Consider the following 16,365-nt stretch of genomic DNA (forward strand, 5'->3'; position numbering starts at 1 on the left):
CACTTTACAATGATTTTACTTAAAAATTGAAGAATTCTTTAACTTTTTATGCTATACTGATAATCATTCTCAATGAATGATCCTAACACTGGAGGAATGAATCGTGGAATCTATAGATACTATTTTTGACATTACGATTATCGGCGGTGGCCCTGTCGGTATGTTTGCTGCTTTTTACGGTGGTATGCGCAATGCAAAAGTTAAAATAATCGAAAGTCTGCCTAAATTAGGTGGACAACTTGCAACTTTATATCCTGAAAAAAAAATTTATGATATCGCTGGTTTTCCAGAAGTGAAAGCACAGGATTTAGTTAATAATTTAGAACAGCAAATGTCTCGTTTTGAGACAACAATATGTTTAGAAGAAGAAGTTCTTACAATTGTAAAAAATACAGATAATATATTTGTTATAAAGACAGGAAAGCAAACTCATTATTCTAAAACAGTTATTGTGACAGCTGGAAACGGTGCGTTTCAACCTCGTAGATTAGAATTGGAAGACAGCTTACGCTATGAAGGTACTTCCCTTCACTACTATATCAATAATCTAAATAAGTTCAAAGATCGCCGAGTTGCGATTAGTGGTGGTGGTGATTCCGCAGTAGATTGGGCTTTAATGTTAGAGCCCATTGCTTCTGAAGTCTTTTTAATTCATCGCCGTAATCAGTTTAGGGCTCATGAACATAGTGTTTCGTTACTTGAACAATCAAAAGTACAGTTAAAAACACCCTTTATCCCAACTAAAATTAATGGAACTGATCGTAATTTGGATAGCATTACATTAAAAGAAGTTCGTGGCGATCAAACAGAAGATTTAAAAATTGATGATTTACTCGTTAATTATGGGTTTATCTCTTCTATTGCTACTATTAAAAATTGGGGGTTGTCCATTGAACGAAATGCACTTGTTGTGAATAGCAAAATGGAAACCTCACTTCCAGGAATTTATGCAGCTGGAGATATTTGTACCTATAGTGGCAAGGTGAAATTAATTGCTGCTGGTTTTGGTGAAGCTCCTACTGCCATAAATAATGCCATGAGCTACATCTATCCTGATTCTCGAGTTCAACCGATGCATAGTACTAGCTTATTCTAAAAAGCAGATCCTTCAAGGACCTGCTTTTTTTTCATTCTGTATTGATTTTAATTAGATTATCCTTCCTCTTAACACCAATTTTGTTGCAAGAATTAGCTTTTCAGCAATTTTACGGTCATATTACAGAAAATCTATTAAAAGGTCTACACCAGTTTCCCTATAATTTCACTATAAACTTTGATTAAACTCTGCTAAGCCAAAAAAATTAAATTGTTCTTTTTTAGGTTTATGCAAATTCCAAGGAATATAAGTTTCGACTGTATTACATCCCATTGTTTTTAAGTTGAATTAAGTAACAATTTTTATATCTTGTTCTAGCTACATTTCTTATATACATCATAAAAAGTATAAAACAACACTAAACTATTAGGTTTGTTTCATACTCTAAATCTTACTTATTCGATTAAATTATTTTTATATTATTCTAACCAACCATCTTCTTCCAAAGAATTGTAGATTTTAGTCACTAATTCTGTTGGAGTTGCAGCACGAACTAGCTTCCCTTCTACTAATGCAAAAAAATCCTTTGCACATACAACACATTCATTTAAACAATCATAAGTAACAACTTCAACCTTGCCTTCATGTTCTAATTGATCAATAATCGGTTGAGTTCCATTTGCTGCATTATTTACACAAAATTCAACGATTGGATTCATTTACAATTTCGCTCCTTCTCATTCGTTTGATTTATTGTACCACGTAATCCACTTAAATAAATAGAATTCTAATTACTTTTTTTTAAAATAAGGTATACTTAAGATAGAGTATCTCTTTACTAAATATAAAAAGCGAAATGGAGTGACCCATAAATGAAGAATTCTGAAATTGTTTATCAAAAAGCCCTTGAATTACTAAAAGAAAGAGGCGTAGAATTAGTTGAAATTGCTGATTTAGTCATGTTTTTACAACAATCTTACATTGAAGATTTAACAGTAGATAGTTGCTTAGAACATGTTGAAGCTGTTTTGAAAAAACGTGAAGTTCAAAATGCCATTATTACTGGAATTCAGTTAGATATTTTAGCAGAACAAAAACAGTTAATGCAACCTCTACAAGATATTATTAGCGAAGACGAAGGTTTATATGGAATGGATGAAATTTTAGCCTTATCTATTGTAAATGTCTATGGATCAATTGGTCTAACTAATTTCGGCTATATTGATAAGGTAAAGCCTGGCATTCTAAAAAAATTAAATAGTCATGATAACGGGCAAGTTCATACATTTCTAGATGACATTGTTGGTGCAATCGCCGCATCTGCTGCTAGTCGCTTAGCCCATTCTGATCCTACTAAAAGTACCATTACTCAATAAGTCAAATTTATAGCTTCATTGCTCATGAATAAGAGTTTCTAAAAAATTAAAGCTTTGTGAAATCAACATTTATTATTAAATGGATTTCACAAAGCTTTTTATATTTTTATCGTACGTTTTGAAAAGAAATAGCCCATCAAAAACTGAATTTCAATTAAAACAACTGCTAAAATAAAGCAATGCATAAAGAATTCTTGAGGCAAGGCATTGATAATCGGATCCGTTACATAATCAAACTGCCATGCATCATTATTAAAAAAGACCTCATGAAAAAGTACAAATAATTGATCAAAGCTAACTGCAATAAAAAAAGTTATAACTACTGGCACAATTGAGGCAATTTGGAATGGGCGAATTAAAATCCAGTACATTTTTTTCAATTTTAAATAACGTAAAAAGAAAAATGATCCTATGCCACTAATCACTAAAATACCATAATCTAATAAAAATAAACGCTTTACCTCATAAAAATGTAGTAGACCTTTATCTGAACTAACAAAATCAGGCATATTCAAACTAGTTACCCAAGGAAAATTCAAATAACTCATTAATACTCCATAATTTTTAATCAAAGTTTCTTTAGAAACAGATACATAATCCGTAATACCTAAATAATCAATATCAAACCAATATAATGGAAACATATTAATCGTTAGAGCAATGGATAGTGATATCATAAATAAAAACAAGCAAGTTATCCCGAAAAAATGCGTTATTTTTAATTTCATTTAAACTCCCATTCCGCCAATGAATCTACACAATATGTTGGCTGTTGGCTAACCTTATTTAAATCTTCTCGTTTCGTAAATCCAGAGAATACTAACAAGCTATCAATATCATTTTGGATACCTGCCATAATATCTGTTTCATAATTATCTCCAACCATAATAACCTCTTCTTTAGTTAAACCAATTACTTTTAAGGCTTCATTCATAATAATAGCTTCTGGCTTGCCAATATAGGTTGGTTGTTGTTTAGTAGCAGCAATCACCAACGCTGTTAATGCTCCCGCACCAGGAATTAACCCCTGTTCACTTGGTAAGTTAGAATCTTTGTTGGTGGAAATAAAACGTGCGCCACGATGAATCGCTAAAGTGGCTAATTCAAAATCATGATAACGTGCTTCCCGGTCTAACGCAACAACCACATAATCAGGATTCACCTGTTCTTCTACAAAACCAGCTGTAGACAAAGCTTCTTTCAAACCTGCTTCACCAATAGCAAAAACTTTATTCCCTGCATTTTGCTCTTTTAAATAGGCAGCTGTAGCAACTGAGCCTGTATAAACTTCTGCTTCGCTTACATGAATATCAAAATTTTGGCTTAAATTCGCGACTACATCAGCTTGAGATTTTGTTGTATTGTTTGTTACAAATAAAAAAGGTATTTCTGCTTGTTGCAAACGTTGAACAAATGCAGTTGCTTCTGGAATCGCTTCTTTTCCACGATACATCGTTCCATCTAAATCAATTAAATAACCTTTATATTTCATATGCCACAACCTATTCTTTATTTTTTACTTTTTCAACATCATTTCGGCGAATATTAAAGTGACGTTGACCATTTTTTTCTTTTACTGATTCAACTGCCGGCTTTTCTACTTGTATAACCGGTTTCTTTTCTGTTTTTGCTGGAACCTTCTTCGTTACAAATGGTTTCTTTGTCGGTTTTGTTGTATTTCGTTGATTCTCTGATTTTTGCTTAGCCGGCTGATTCGATTTAGTCGAATGACTTTTCTTATTTTTAGTTGAAGAGGTAGTATCTTTTGGTGTTACTTTCGTCGCTTTACCCGTTTCTTTGTTCCCTTGATTCGGATTAGCTGTATTTCGATTTCTTGAACGTTTTGGTCGTTCAAACTTCTCTTTGCGCCCGCCCATTCTTTGTAAAACAAAATAAGCACAACCAAAATTACAAAATTCATATAAATAATCCTGTAGTGAACCAATTCGTTGTTCTTGAGGAACTTTACGATTTTTATCATCATAAAAACCTTTTAAACGTAGCTGTTCAAACCCCCAATCTGCAACGATATAATCATATTTACTTAAAATGTCGCTATAGCGTTCCGTTAACTTTTCAATGGAAAAACCATCACGATAATTCATTACTATTTCATATTTACGTCCTTCTATGACTAGATTTTTGCTATCAATTACTCGAATTAATTGGTTCTCTTCTTCAAGTTCATCCTCTACTGCCATTTCTGATCCGCTATCAACTGTCGTTTTTACCGTCTCTGTTTCATCTCTTGAACCATGAACTTCCTCAACTAACGCCTCAGCCACATTCGTTAATTTTTCTTCTTTTTTCTCTGACAAATAAAGTCACCGCCTCTATCTTGATTTTTATTTATACTTACTTATTTAAAATTAAGTTTATGAAAGCCAACTATTTCCATTATACTGAAATTTTACTGGATTGGATAGTTCCTAGTTAAATATTGTCCAAGAACATTGCGAATAAAATAAGGAAAAATCACTTGGTTTTGACTGATAATTTCAATTGTTGGGAAAAACGGAATATACAGAAAATGATCCACCGTAGCAAATGTATACTGTTTCTCAAAATCAATAGGCTCACCTAACCATAAAACCCGATCTAACTCTGGTTGATAAGACACACCATCATAACAAATTTCACCAAATACTTCACCACGAAATCCCATTCCCTTAATCGCAAAATTGCGTAAATAACCTCGATTTTTTTCCATCTCACGAATGACTCGATAAAGATTGGCTCCGTCCATTGTACATGTCATTCCTCGCATTGGGTGAGGCAATATATTATGCAGATTATCATTAGAAATTATACCTTTTGGTAAAGGTTCCATAAATAAACCCGCATTTAAAATAGCAACGTCTGTATTTGCATAATCTTTCAACGCCTTTAATCCTAACTCTACCAATGGAGAAGAGCCAATCCAACGTACTGAAAAATCATGTGGTATTTCAGCAATTTTTTGTTGAGCCAGTAAACGATGACCTTCTACCTGATAACTCGTAATTTGTTGCTCTTCATTTGGAGCAACCGGTAATGTAGCTGTTTCGACTACGCTGGCGCTAACCTTACTTAATTGTGAATCTTTAATTTCTAAAATAATGTGCCCTACATACAACCCAAATTTCCCAGCAGCAGTAATAAATGTTTGTCGCACTTGTTCACCAACTGGCAATAAATGATGCGTATGTGACCCAATAATTAAATCAATCATTGGATACATCTCTGCAATTCGTCGATCCTCAATAATTCCTAAATGAGATAATAAAATAATCGTGTCTGCCAAAGGTGATAATAGCTCTAGTATTTCAGGAAGACAATCATCTGGTTCTTGGACTTTCCAGCCTAAAGGTCCATAACTTGTTGGAAAAGGAGCTGTTAAACCAAAAACACCAATCCGATGTCCAGCATTCGTTTCATATAATTGAAAAGGCAAAGCCCAGTCTGGCGCTTCTCCTGTTTGATGATCTAATAGATTAGCCAATAAAACGGAAAAATTTGCTTCTTGATAAAGTTGATTCAATTGTTTTTTTGAATTTCCAATTCCTTCATTATTTCCAATCGTAACTGCTTCATAGTGCCCTTCATTTAACATCTGAATATTTGCTTTACCATCAGTTGCTTCAGTTAAAGGATGAACACGATCACATGCATCACCAATATCAAAAGTGAGTACATTATCATTTAATAGTTGATGACGTTTTTGTTCAGTTGTTAGATAAGCCTGAATTCTTGGCCAGTTTTCAAAATGTGAATGGATATCATTTGTATGATAAATATGCACCTGTTCCATAACAATCATCCCTCTTTATCTACTAGTTTCGTTTCCTTTCTATTATAACAATCTTTTTCAAATAATTCTCATAAAAGATGAAGCAAAAAATAAAATCTACTATAATATAGTTGAATTTCTACAAATTTAAACTATTTCTATAATTATGCTATACTAATTTAATCTTCTAAATAGTCCTTCAAGATTTTCTATTGTTTAAGATACTAAATAAAATAATGAGGTGAAAAGATGATTTTAGATACACCTGTCGGTTGGTTAAATATCCTTGAAGATTCAAAAGGAATTACCAATATTATTTTTTTAACTAAAGATGAGGCAAAACTTATACCAAAAACAGAACCCTTAGAGAATCCGTTTGCAACCCAATTAGCCCTAGAACTAGCAGATTATTTTGCTGGAGCGCGTCAAATCTTTTCTGTTCCATTATCTATACAAACTGGAACAGCTTTTCAACGACAAGTTTGGCAAGCACTTACTGAAATTCCATTTGGCGAAATTAAAAGCTACAGTGATGTCGCATTAGCAATCGATAATCCTAAAGCTGTTCGTGCAATTGGCCAAGCAAATCGCAATAATCCAATTCCAATCGTGATTCCTTGTCACCGTGTTATTGGGAAAAATGGTTCAATGACCGGTTACAGTGGTTCTTCTGAAGAAGGACTCAATAAAAAGCGCTATTTATTGAATTTAGAACAAGCAATTTCATAAGAAAAAAGCTAAATCAAATTTTATGATTTAGCTTTTTTCGCTTGTTAGTCCATTGACTCAAGCCACACTGTCTCCAATTGACTGATTTTTTTACTCAATTGATCACGTTCTTGCACTAAATCAGCTAAAATAACAAATTCTGTTTCATTATTTAATTTTTGCTCGATTTGATTAAACTCTATGGTTGCTTGTTCTATCTCTAACTCAATATCAGCAATTGTAGGCACTAATGCTTTCTTTGTTGTTCTCTTCTTTTTCAGTTTCTGGCTAACCTTGCTTTCTTCTAGCAACTGTTCTTCATTTGCTAATTGTTTTTCACGTGCCCATTGAAAATCCCCAGGATAAACAGTCGCATTTTTTGATGTTAGCCAAAGAATCTCACTAAAAAGTTTATCTAAAAAATATCGATCATGAGAAACAGCCAGTATCGTTCCTGAATATCCCATCAACACCTCTTCAACAACTTCTCTTGTTGAAATATCTAAGTGATTTGTCGGTTCATCTAAAACTAAAAAATTCGTATCTTGCTTCATTAATATAGCAAGCTTTAAGCGCATTCGTTCGCCACCACTTAAATTTTTAACTAAACGAAAAACCTCATAACTATAAAATAAAAAACGAGCTAAAAAATGACGTGCCTCCCCTTCTTCCATTCCTACTTCTATACGAAAAGTTTCAAGAATAGAAAGATTTTCATCTCTAAATTCAACCTTTTGTGGTAAATACCCAATCTTTACTTGTTCACCTAATTCAACTTTACCAGAATCTGGTTGACTATTTTTTAAAATTAAATTGATTAAGGTAGACTTGCCAACACCATTTTCTCCAACAACCCCAACATGTTTTGACCATAATAATTGAAAATCCATATTTTTAAACAATACTTTAGAACCATAACATTTAGTCATATTTTCAATTCTGACAACTTTTTTGCCACTTCGTTCAGCCACTGCTAGTTTCAATTTAATTTGATCCTTTTCCATAATTGGATGCTTTAATTGTTCAATGCGAGCTAACCGTTTTTCCATATTTTTAGCTTTTTTAAACATATCTTCATTGCCACTCTCATTGCCCCATTGACGATAGCGGCGAATCGCTGTTTCTAGTTTTTTTATTTTTTTCTGTTGTTCTTGAAAATTCAACATTTCTTGTGCTAAATGCTGTTTTTTTAGTTCTACATATACAGAATAATTCCCTTGATATACTTGAATTTGATTGTCTTCTAATTCATAAATCTCCGTTACAACCTCATCTAGGAAACGTCGATCATGAGAAATCACCACCATAGTTCCTTGATAATCCTTTAAATAACTTTCAAGCCATTCAATCGATTTCAAGTCTAGATGATTGGTAGGTTCGTCCAATAAAAGTAATGTTGGTTCTTGTAGTAAAACTTGCACCAATCCAACTTTGGTTTGTTCGCCACCACTTAATTGATTGAATGGCTGATTTAATAGATGATGGATGCCTAAACCAGATGTCATTTTTTCAATCCGAAACTCTAATTCATAACCGCCAAATTGAATAAATTGTTCTTGTAAACGTCCATACCTATCTATAAGCTCTTCTTGATTTGAGCTAGCCATTTCCTGTTCGATACGTTTTAACTCTTGTCCTAGTTGAATTAGTTCTTTAAATGTTGCTTCAATAACCGCTTGAACCGTAATTCCATCCGAAACTTGAGGCAACTGCTCTAAATACCCAATAGTTAAACCCTTTTTCCGAATAATCACTCCTTTTGAAACAGGTTCACAACCAATAATCAGCTTGAATAAACTCGATTTTCCACTACCATTATCCCCAACTAAACCAATCTTATGACCTGTCGGAATTTTCATTGATAACTCCTCAAATAGAGTTAAACTTCCATAACTTTTTGTAATTGCTTCTACATATACTAACATTTTATAGACTCCCTTTACGCCAAACAGGAGTTTTCATCTGCTTTATATAAAATGAATAGAAAAAGACAAATAGCTACTATATCGTAGACTATTTGCCCTTGTTGATTTTCATAAGTTAATTTCTAACTTTAAGCATAGAAAAGACAAGTTGGCTGTTTATTTTTAATTTTATTTTTACTATTTTGGACAAACTCATCCCTTGTAAATACATGATTAAAAATAATCATATGACAAATCGCTACAAATAAAAGTATAAAATTAGTTTTCTCATTTTTTAGTCTACTCATCTTTTCCACACCTCCATCTCTTTGTATTCTTAATTCTTTAAATCATAACAGATGAAATGCTTTTCGACAACTATTTTTTTCTGACGAACCTATTTGTTACATTTTCTAACATAATGAAAGCGTGTAACTCTTTTTTTTTAAATCAAAAGCTTTACAAATGAAAGTTAATACGATTATAATGAGAAAAGAATGGCAGATTACCTAATCTTTTTTTAATTTTACTAACTTAAGAAACAGTGAAATTAAATTGAGCAAAAGCACTCTTAACTTGTTATTTTAAACAGTCTAAGATGCGCTATATTGGTATTTTTTAATACACCAGTAATCAAACTTCGCTACTTGGGATTTATTAAGTAGTGGAGCTTTTCTAATTTTACAGAGGAGAGTGAAAACATGATTGAATTTAAACAAGTGGAAAAATACTATGGTCAATTTCATGCATTAAAAACAATTAATTTATCAATAAAAAAAGGCGAAGTTGTGGTTGTAATTGGCCCTTCTGGCTCCGGAAAAAGTACAATGTTACGCTGTATTAATGGATTAGAAGAAATTACTGAAGGCTCTTTACTCATTAATGATATTGATCTACACAGTAAAACAACGAATATTAATGAAGTCCGTAAAAATATGGGAATGGTTTTTCAACACTTTAATCTTTATCCTCATAAAACGGTGTTAGAAAATATTACATTAGCACCTATCAAAGTGTTAAAAAAATCAAAAGAAGAGGCAATTACGTTAGCAGAATCTCTATTAGAGAAAGTCGGAATGTTAGACAAAAAAGATTCTTTTCCTTCTCAATTATCTGGTGGACAACAACAACGAATTGCTATTGCTAGAGGGTTAGCGATGCAACCAGAAGTTATGCTTTTTGATGAACCTACTTCTGCTTTAGATCCCGAAATGATTGGTGAAGTATTAGAAGTAATGAAAAACTTAGCTCGTGAAGGAATGTCGATGGTTGTTGTTACTCATGAAATGGGCTTTGCCCGTGAAGTAGCTGATCGTGTTATCTTTATGGCAGATGGTCAAATTCTAGAAGATGCTGAAGCACAGGCTTTCTATGATGCTCCACAAGAAATTAGAGCACAACAGTTCTTAAGCAAAATTATCAATCATTAAAAAAGGAGGGCATCAAATGAAAATGGCCTTAAAATGGAAAACTAGCGGATTTTTATTCGTGCTCTTTCTTCTATTATTTTTAGCAGCTTGCGGCAAGCAAAGTGTTGCTGGAGAAGATATTTTAAATCGAATCGAAAACGAAAAAAAACCCACGATTGAATGGGGAGTTAAAATTGATACACGTTTGTTTGGGCTTATTAATGTTAAAACAAACGAGATTGAAGGCTTTGATATTGATATGGCTAAAGCTATTACGAAAGAAATTCTTGGAGAAGATGGGCAAGCCAATTTTGTTGAAGTTACATCTAAAACTCGAATTCCACTTTTGAAAAATGGAAATATTGATGCGATTATTGCAACAATGACTATTTCTGAAGAACGGAAAAAAGTTGTTGATTTTTCAGATAGTTATTTTGATGCTGGACAATCTCTATTAGTAAAAAAAGGCAGTCCAATTAAAAGCATCGAAAACCTTGACGAAAAAACGACAGTCTTAGCTGTTAAAGGCTCAACTTCTGCAATCAATATCCGTAAAAAGGCACCAAAAGCGAAAGTGCTTGAACTAGAAAATTACGCTGAAGCCTTTACTGCCTTAAAATCAGGACAAGGCGACGCAATGACAACTGATAATAGTATTCTATTGGGTATTGCTGAAGAAAATCCTGATTATCAATTAGCTGGAGATATTTTTACCGATGAACCTTATGGCATCGCCATTAATAAAGGACAAGAACCTTTCTTAAAAGCTGTTAATAAAGCTTTAGAAACATTACATGCCAATGGAACCTATGATAAAATCTATAAAAAATGGTTTCCTAACCAAAACTAACAGACCTGATTCCAATTATTTAGAAAGCGAGGTGGGCTAATGCTCTCAATTTTTTCAACTTATTCTAGTCCTCTAATGGAGGGCTTCAAATATACACTTTACTCTAGCGTTCTAGCATTAATCTTTAGTCTGATTATTGGAACCTTAATGGCCATCTTTCAGCTATCTCATCACAAAGTAATTAAAAATTTAGCTAAAGCTTATGTTGAATTTTTTAGAAACATTCCATTATTAATTATTGTGATGTTTTTCTATGTTGTTGTTCCTTTGTACTGGATTCAATTAGATGGTTTTACAGCTGGAACAATCGGCTTAACTATCTATACGTCAGCCTTTATTGCTGAAACAGTTCGTGCAGGAATTGAATCTGTACCTCGTGGGCAAATGGAAGCTGGTTTATCTTCTGGTTTCAATTATGTTCAAGTCATGTGGTATATTATTTTGCCACAAGCTTTTAAGATTGTGATTCCACCGCTAGGCAATCAATTTATTAACCTAGTAAAGAATTCATCTGTTTTAGCTATGGTTGCTGGCTTGGATTTAATGTATCAAGGAGATCTCATTGCTAGTGAAACATTTAATACCTTTGAAACGTATATTGTTGTTGCAGGTTTTTATTTAATTTTAACGTTACCGTTGTCTTATTTTATGAACTATGTCGAACGTCGTTTAGAGGTTCAAGCCTAAAGGAGGAGATTTGATTGCAATTTTTTAATTCATTTTCATGGATTAATATCCGTTTTTTATTAGATGGCTTGTTAGTAACCGTTGAAGTTGCGCTATTCTCAATTCTCTTTAGTTTTGTGATTGGCGGCTTGATTGGACTCGTTCGTTTTATGAAAGTTCCCTATTTATCAAAAATAGTAGGAATTTTAACGGATATTATCCGAAATTTACCATTACTATTAATTATCTTTTTCACCTATTTTGCTTTACCACAAGTTGGAATTCGATTGCCTATTTTTTGGGCATCTGTAGCGGCCTTAACTATTTTTGAATCAGCTATGTTATCTGAAATTATCCGTGCTGGCTTAAATGCAGTTCCTAAAGGACAAATGGAAGCTGGTCGTTCAACAGGGTTAAGCTATGGACAAACGTTAGCAAATATTATTTTGCCTCAGGCACTTAAACAAATGTTGCCTCCGATTGTCAGTCAGTTTATCGCCTTAATCAAAGACACTTCGTTAGCGGTAATTATTTCCCTACCTGAGCTAACCCATAATGCACGAATTATTTATGGTCAAGATACAAATGCTGTTTTACCAATGTTTGCTGCTATGACATTCTTATACTTTATTGTTTGTTATGCTTTATCAATCGTATCAAAACGCTTAGAAGTTCGATTAGCAAATTAACTCAAAAAAGGATGAATTCTTATGAATTCATCCTTTTTTAGTTTACCCATTTTTAGTAGCTTCATAAAGTTTATTCATAGCTATCCATACTGTTTTAACTACTTTTTCACTCTCTTCATTACGATTATGATAACTAATTCCTCCTATTGCTTGGTTACCTCTACCCTTTGATTCATTTACCTCTTAAGACGTATTGTTTTTTCATACGTAATTCATTCTGTTAAAAAAATCTAAGCCTATTTTAATTGAATTACTAAACATTTTCTATGTCTTAAAGGCAAATTATTTAAGATATAGCTTTAAAACTGATATACTCATTTGTATAAACTTTTTAATTAGTTTGTTACTTAAATTTCATATTATGTTCGCTTCACAATTGAACGTACGTTCGTTATACTAATTAAATAAACAAGGAGGGGTTGCAGTGATTAAGTTTGAAAATGTATCAAAAGAATATAAAGAACACAACTCAGTTGTTTCCAATCTTAACTTAGAAATTAAAGCAGGTGAATTTTTTGTATTAATTGGTCCAAGTGGGAGCGGAAAAACAACTACTTTAAAAATGATTAATCGCTTAATCTCTCTGACTACAGGTACCATTTGGATTCAAGGAAAACGAATTAGTGAATATCATTTAAACGAACTAAGATGGAATATTGGTTATGTTTTACAACAAATCGCTCTGTTCCCTAATATGACAATTGAAGAAAATATTACAATTGTTCCAGAAATGAAAAAATGGTCTAAAGTAGAGATGAAAGAACGGGTCACCGAATTACTGAATAGTGTTGGACTTGATGCAGAGAGCTATCGTAATCGTAAACCTGATGAATTATCTGGTGGAGAACAACAACGAGTTGGGGTGATTCGTGCATTAGCTGCCAACCCTGATATTATTTTAATGGATGAACCATTTAGTGCTCTCGATCCAATTAGCCGCAAAAAATTACAAGAAGATGTTGCTGAATTACAGAAAAAAGTAAAAAAAACAATTGTCTTCGTCACACACGATATGCAAGAAGCCCTAGCGCTCGGCGATCGTATTTGCATTATGCGTGATGGTGAGATTGTCCAGATTGGGACGCCTGATGAAATCTGTCAATCACCTAAAGATGATTTCGTTCGAGAATTTTTGCAATCAGGACATATTTCGATTGAAAAAGAAACTCAAACTATCCGTGAATTACTACTAACCCAGCAATATGAACCTTATGTGCAACAATTTAATACCGAACATACCCCTTTATATTTAACATCAGAGGCCAGTATTGATGACTTAATTTTAAAGTTAGCTGATCTTCCTGAAGTTCTAATTTACGATTCTCAAAAAGGGCTGATTATTGGAAAAATTACCTCACAAAATTTAGTGGCATTTTTTGCAAATGAAGTGAAGAAAGCGGGGAATACGCTATGAAGCTCTTTCTAGAAACCTTTAATGATCGTAAGGGCGAATTAGGAACTGCTCTAATACAACATATCCAGATTTCCTTTATCGCTCTTTTAATTGCAACAATTATTGCTTTGACCTTAGGAATTTATTTAACTAATCATCGCAAATTTGCTGAACCAATCATCCAAATTACAGCAATCTTTCAAACAATCCCTTCTTTAGCATTACTAGGATTAATGATTCCATTAGTCGGAATTGGAACACTGCCTGCCGTTATTGCTCTTGTCATCTATGCCTTGCTACCAATCTTACGTAATACGTATACTGGGATTGTTGAAGTCGATCCTTCATTGATTGAAGCTAGTCGTGCTATGGGAATGAATCGTTGGCGTCGACTTTATAAGGTTCAGATTCCATTAGCAATGCCTATGATTATGGCTGGGATTCGGAATGCCATGGTTTTGATTATTGGAACAGCTACTCTTGCAGCTTTAATTGGAGCTGGTGGTTTAGGTAGTTTAATTCTTCTAGGCATCGATCGGAATAATAATCAGTTAATTCTTTTAGGAGCTATTCCTGCAGCATTACTGGCTATTCTATTTGATTATATCTTGCGTTTATTTGAACGTCTGTCTTTAAAAACGACCTTTATTACTCTTGGAAGTATTTCAATTGTGATGTTAGGCTTTATCTTGCTTCCTTTAGTGAATCAACCACAAAATGAAATTACGATTGCTGGAAAACTTGGAGCAGAACCGGATATTTTAATCAATATGTATAAAGAATTAATTGAAGATGACTCTGATTTGAAAGTAACTTTAAAGCCAAATATGGGAAAAACAAGCTTTTTATTTAATGCATTAAAATCAGGAGATATTGATATTTATCCTGAATTTACTGGGACTGTTCTAGAAACTTTTTTAAATGAACCTTCCAAAACTCATGATGCCAAACAAGTTTATCAGCAAGCAAAAGATGGGGTTACAAAACAATTCCAAATGAGCTATTTAGAGCCTATGGCCTATAATAACACTTATGCCTTGGCTGTATCAGAACAATTAGCAAAAGATTATCAACTTAAAACTATTTCTGATTTAGTTCCATTAGCAAGCACTGTAAAAGCTGGATTTACACTTGAATTTGTTGATCGAGATGACGGCTATAAAGGCTTACAAAAAGTGTACAATTTAAATTTTACTAATTTGCAAACAATGGAACCTAAACTTCGGTATACAACGATTGAATCTGGTAATATCAATGTACTGGATGCCTACTCAACCGACAGTGAACTAGCTCAATACAATTTAACGGTTTTAGAAGATGATAAGCAGCTATTTCCACCCTATCAAGGAGCACCACTAATGTTAACAAAAACTTTGGAAAAATATCCAGAATTAGAAAAAATTCTAAACAAATTAGCTGGAAAAATCACAGATGATGAAATGCGAAAAATGAACTATGAAGTAAACAGCCAAAACAAGTCACCTGAGGCTGTTGCTCATAACTTTTTAGTCAAAGAAAAACTCATTAAAGAGTAGAAAAGCCTATGAGCAGATAACTGCTCATAGGCTTTTCTGCCTTTACTATAATAATTCTTTTCTTAGTTGGGCATCTGTTTGAGGAGATAGATACTTTGGAGCAATATCTAACACCGTATATGCACCAAATTGTTGTTCATTTGACAGACGAACACAAGCACGCGCGTATGCAACTAATACACTTGCTGTAAATTCAGGATTGCTATCTAAGTGTAACGTATACTCAATCACTTGCTTAGTATCTTCATGGGTTTTACCTGTATGCAGCACAGTTCCTCCATGTGGCATGTCTTTATGTTTAAGATTCAGCTCATCTTGAGAAATAAAATGTACTTCTGTATCATAATCAGCAAAATAGTTAGGCATTGAGATAATTTCTTGACGAATCTTTTCTGAATCTACTCCACTTTCAATAACAACAAAGCATTCTCTAAAGTGTTTGTCGCGTGTACTTAAGATTAATTTTTCACCAGATTTAAGTTTCTCAATGATTTCAGTGTTAGGAATCGTATATTGCGTCGCATCAACTACGCCTTCAAGTCGTCTTAATGCATCCGAATGACCTTGACTAACTCCTTTCCCCCAGAAAGTTGTCGTTTCACCAACAGGCAAGATGCTTTGGGCATATAAGCGATTTAAGCTGAATAAACCTGGATCCCAGCCAGTCGAAATAATTGACGTTTTCTGATTTTCTTTTGCAACTATATCTACTTTTGCAAAATGCTCAGGAATTTTGGCATGCGTATCAAAACTATCAATGGTATTGAATAATTGTGTTAATTCTGGAGTTTGAGTTGGCAAATCCGTTGCTGAACCACCACATAAAATACATATATCAATCTCATTCTTTTTAGCTATCAAAGCTTCCATTGTATAAGTACTTGCCCCTTCTGTTACAACTGTTTCAGGTAATCTTCTTGTAAATACTCCAACTAACTCCATATCTGGATTTTGTTTTAAAGACCGTTCAACACCACGCCCTAAGTTTCCATAACCTACAATTGCAACTCTTATCATCATTTCCACTCCT

At 33.3% G+C, this 16,365-nt stretch carries 18 protein-coding genes; 9 read left to right on the forward strand and 9 right to left on the reverse strand.

Annotated elements, in window-relative coordinates; genetic code table 11:
• Window positions 1–103: 103 nt before the first annotated feature.
• A complete protein-coding gene (locus BR43_RS04960; RefSeq protein WP_034560049.1) occupies window positions 104–1,096 on the forward strand; it encodes an NAD(P)/FAD-dependent oxidoreductase in 993 nt (330 codons plus the stop codon).
• 168 nt (window positions 1,097–1,264) lie between these two features.
• Here the strand turns inward: BR43_RS04960 and BR43_RS20675 are convergent, their stop codons facing one another.
• Both BR43_RS20675 and BR43_RS04965 read right to left on the reverse strand, forming a co-directional pair.
• The gene (locus BR43_RS20675; RefSeq protein WP_084679764.1) at window positions 1,265–1,369 is read right to left on the reverse strand and encodes a beta-galactosidase; all 105 of its coding nucleotides are present in this window, start codon (window positions 1,367–1,369) and stop codon (window positions 1,265–1,267) included.
• A 146-nt stretch (window positions 1,370–1,515) separates the two neighbouring features.
• A complete protein-coding gene (locus tag BR43_RS04965) occupies window positions 1,516–1,755 on the reverse strand; it encodes a YuzB family protein (protein WP_034560050.1) in 240 nt (79 codons plus the stop codon).
• Window positions 1,756–1,908: 153 nt separating this feature from the next.
• On the opposite strand from BR43_RS04965, the gene BR43_RS04970 reads away from it, so the two are divergent.
• Complete coding sequence (locus BR43_RS04970; protein WP_034560051.1) at window positions 1,909–2,412, forward strand: phosphatidylglycerophosphatase A family protein; 504 nt, start codon at window positions 1,909–1,911, stop codon at window positions 2,410–2,412.
• A 98-nt stretch (window positions 2,413–2,510) separates the two neighbouring features.
• On the opposite strand, the gene BR43_RS04975 is transcribed toward BR43_RS04970, so the two are convergent.
• The 4 genes from BR43_RS04975 to BR43_RS04990 form a co-directional block, all read right to left on the reverse strand.
• Window positions 2,511–3,140, reverse strand: coding sequence for a TIGR01906 family membrane protein (locus BR43_RS04975; protein ID WP_034560052.1), 630 nt, complete (start codon window positions 3,138–3,140; stop codon window positions 2,511–2,513).
• Window positions 3,137–3,904 carry a TIGR01457 family HAD-type hydrolase gene (locus tag BR43_RS04980; protein ID WP_034560053.1) on the reverse strand — a complete coding sequence of 256 codons (768 nt, stop codon included), beginning with the start codon at window positions 3,902–3,904 and terminating at the stop codon, window positions 3,137–3,139. Before BR43_RS04980 ends, BR43_RS04975 begins: the two co-directional genes overlap by 4 nt.
• Window positions 3,905–3,914: 10 nt before the next feature.
• Window positions 3,915–4,730 (reverse strand): YutD family protein, encoded by an 816-nt coding sequence (locus tag BR43_RS04985; RefSeq protein WP_034560054.1) that lies wholly within the window; start codon window positions 4,728–4,730, stop codon window positions 3,915–3,917.
• Window positions 4,731–4,822: 92 nt separating this feature from the next.
• Window positions 4,823–6,202 (reverse strand): bifunctional metallophosphatase/5'-nucleotidase, encoded by a 1,380-nt coding sequence (locus BR43_RS04990; RefSeq protein ID WP_034560055.1) that lies wholly within the window; start codon window positions 6,200–6,202, stop codon window positions 4,823–4,825.
• A 228-nt stretch (window positions 6,203–6,430) separates the two neighbouring features.
• On the opposite strand from BR43_RS04990, the gene BR43_RS04995 reads away from it, so the two are divergent.
• Window positions 6,431–6,910, forward strand: a complete 480-nt coding sequence (locus tag BR43_RS04995) for a methylated-DNA--[protein]-cysteine S-methyltransferase (protein WP_034560056.1) — start codon at window positions 6,431–6,433, stop codon at window positions 6,908–6,910.
• 44 nt (window positions 6,911–6,954) lie between these two features.
• Here the strand turns inward: BR43_RS04995 and BR43_RS05000 are convergent, their stop codons facing one another.
• A complete protein-coding gene (locus BR43_RS05000) occupies window positions 6,955–8,814 on the reverse strand; it encodes an ABC-F family ATP-binding cassette domain-containing protein (RefSeq protein ID WP_034560057.1) in 1,860 nt (619 codons plus the stop codon).
• Window positions 8,815–8,942: 128 nt separating this feature from the next.
• Complete coding sequence (locus tag BR43_RS19820) at window positions 8,943–9,101, reverse strand: hypothetical protein (protein ID WP_157463948.1); 159 nt, start codon at window positions 9,099–9,101, stop codon at window positions 8,943–8,945.
• Between the two features lie 393 nt (window positions 9,102–9,494).
• Between BR43_RS19820 and BR43_RS05005 the strand changes: the two genes are divergently transcribed.
• The 6 genes from BR43_RS05005 to BR43_RS05030 all read left to right on the forward strand — a co-directional run bounded on the left by BR43_RS05005 (window position 9,495) and on the right by BR43_RS05030 (window position 15,335).
• Entirely contained in the window at window positions 9,495–10,223 is a 729-nt protein-coding gene (locus BR43_RS05005) for an amino acid ABC transporter ATP-binding protein (RefSeq protein WP_034560058.1), read from the forward strand.
• A 22-nt stretch (window positions 10,224–10,245) separates the two neighbouring features.
• Window positions 10,246–11,052, forward strand: a complete 807-nt coding sequence (locus tag BR43_RS05010) for a transporter substrate-binding domain-containing protein (protein WP_034564841.1) — start codon at window positions 10,246–10,248, stop codon at window positions 11,050–11,052.
• 39 nt (window positions 11,053–11,091) lie between these two features.
• Entirely contained in the window at window positions 11,092–11,739 is a 648-nt protein-coding gene (locus BR43_RS05015; protein ID WP_034560059.1) for an amino acid ABC transporter permease, read from the forward strand.
• Window positions 11,740–11,753: 14 nt separating this feature from the next.
• Window positions 11,754–12,407, forward strand: coding sequence for an amino acid ABC transporter permease (locus tag BR43_RS05020; protein WP_034560060.1), 654 nt, complete (start codon window positions 11,754–11,756; stop codon window positions 12,405–12,407).
• A gap of 424 nt (window positions 12,408–12,831) precedes the next feature.
• Window positions 12,832–13,821, forward strand: a complete 990-nt coding sequence (locus tag BR43_RS05025) for an ABC transporter ATP-binding protein (RefSeq protein WP_034560061.1) — start codon at window positions 12,832–12,834, stop codon at window positions 13,819–13,821.
• Complete coding sequence (locus BR43_RS05030; RefSeq protein ID WP_034560062.1) at window positions 13,818–15,335, forward strand: ABC transporter permease/substrate-binding protein; 1,518 nt, start codon at window positions 13,818–13,820, stop codon at window positions 15,333–15,335. Before BR43_RS05025 ends, BR43_RS05030 begins: the two co-directional genes overlap by 4 nt.
• Before the next feature lie 45 nt (window positions 15,336–15,380).
• On the opposite strand, the gene BR43_RS05035 is transcribed toward BR43_RS05030, so the two are convergent.
• The gene (locus BR43_RS05035) at window positions 15,381–16,352 is read right to left on the reverse strand and encodes a diaminopimelate dehydrogenase (protein ID WP_034560063.1); all 972 of its coding nucleotides are present in this window, start codon (window positions 16,350–16,352) and stop codon (window positions 15,381–15,383) included.
• Window positions 16,353–16,365: the final 13 nt, after the last annotated feature.

The sequence above is a fragment of the Carnobacterium gallinarum DSM 4847 genome (assembly GCF_000744375.1).
Taxonomy (GTDB): Bacteria; Bacillota; Bacilli; order Lactobacillales; family Carnobacteriaceae; genus Carnobacterium; species Carnobacterium gallinarum.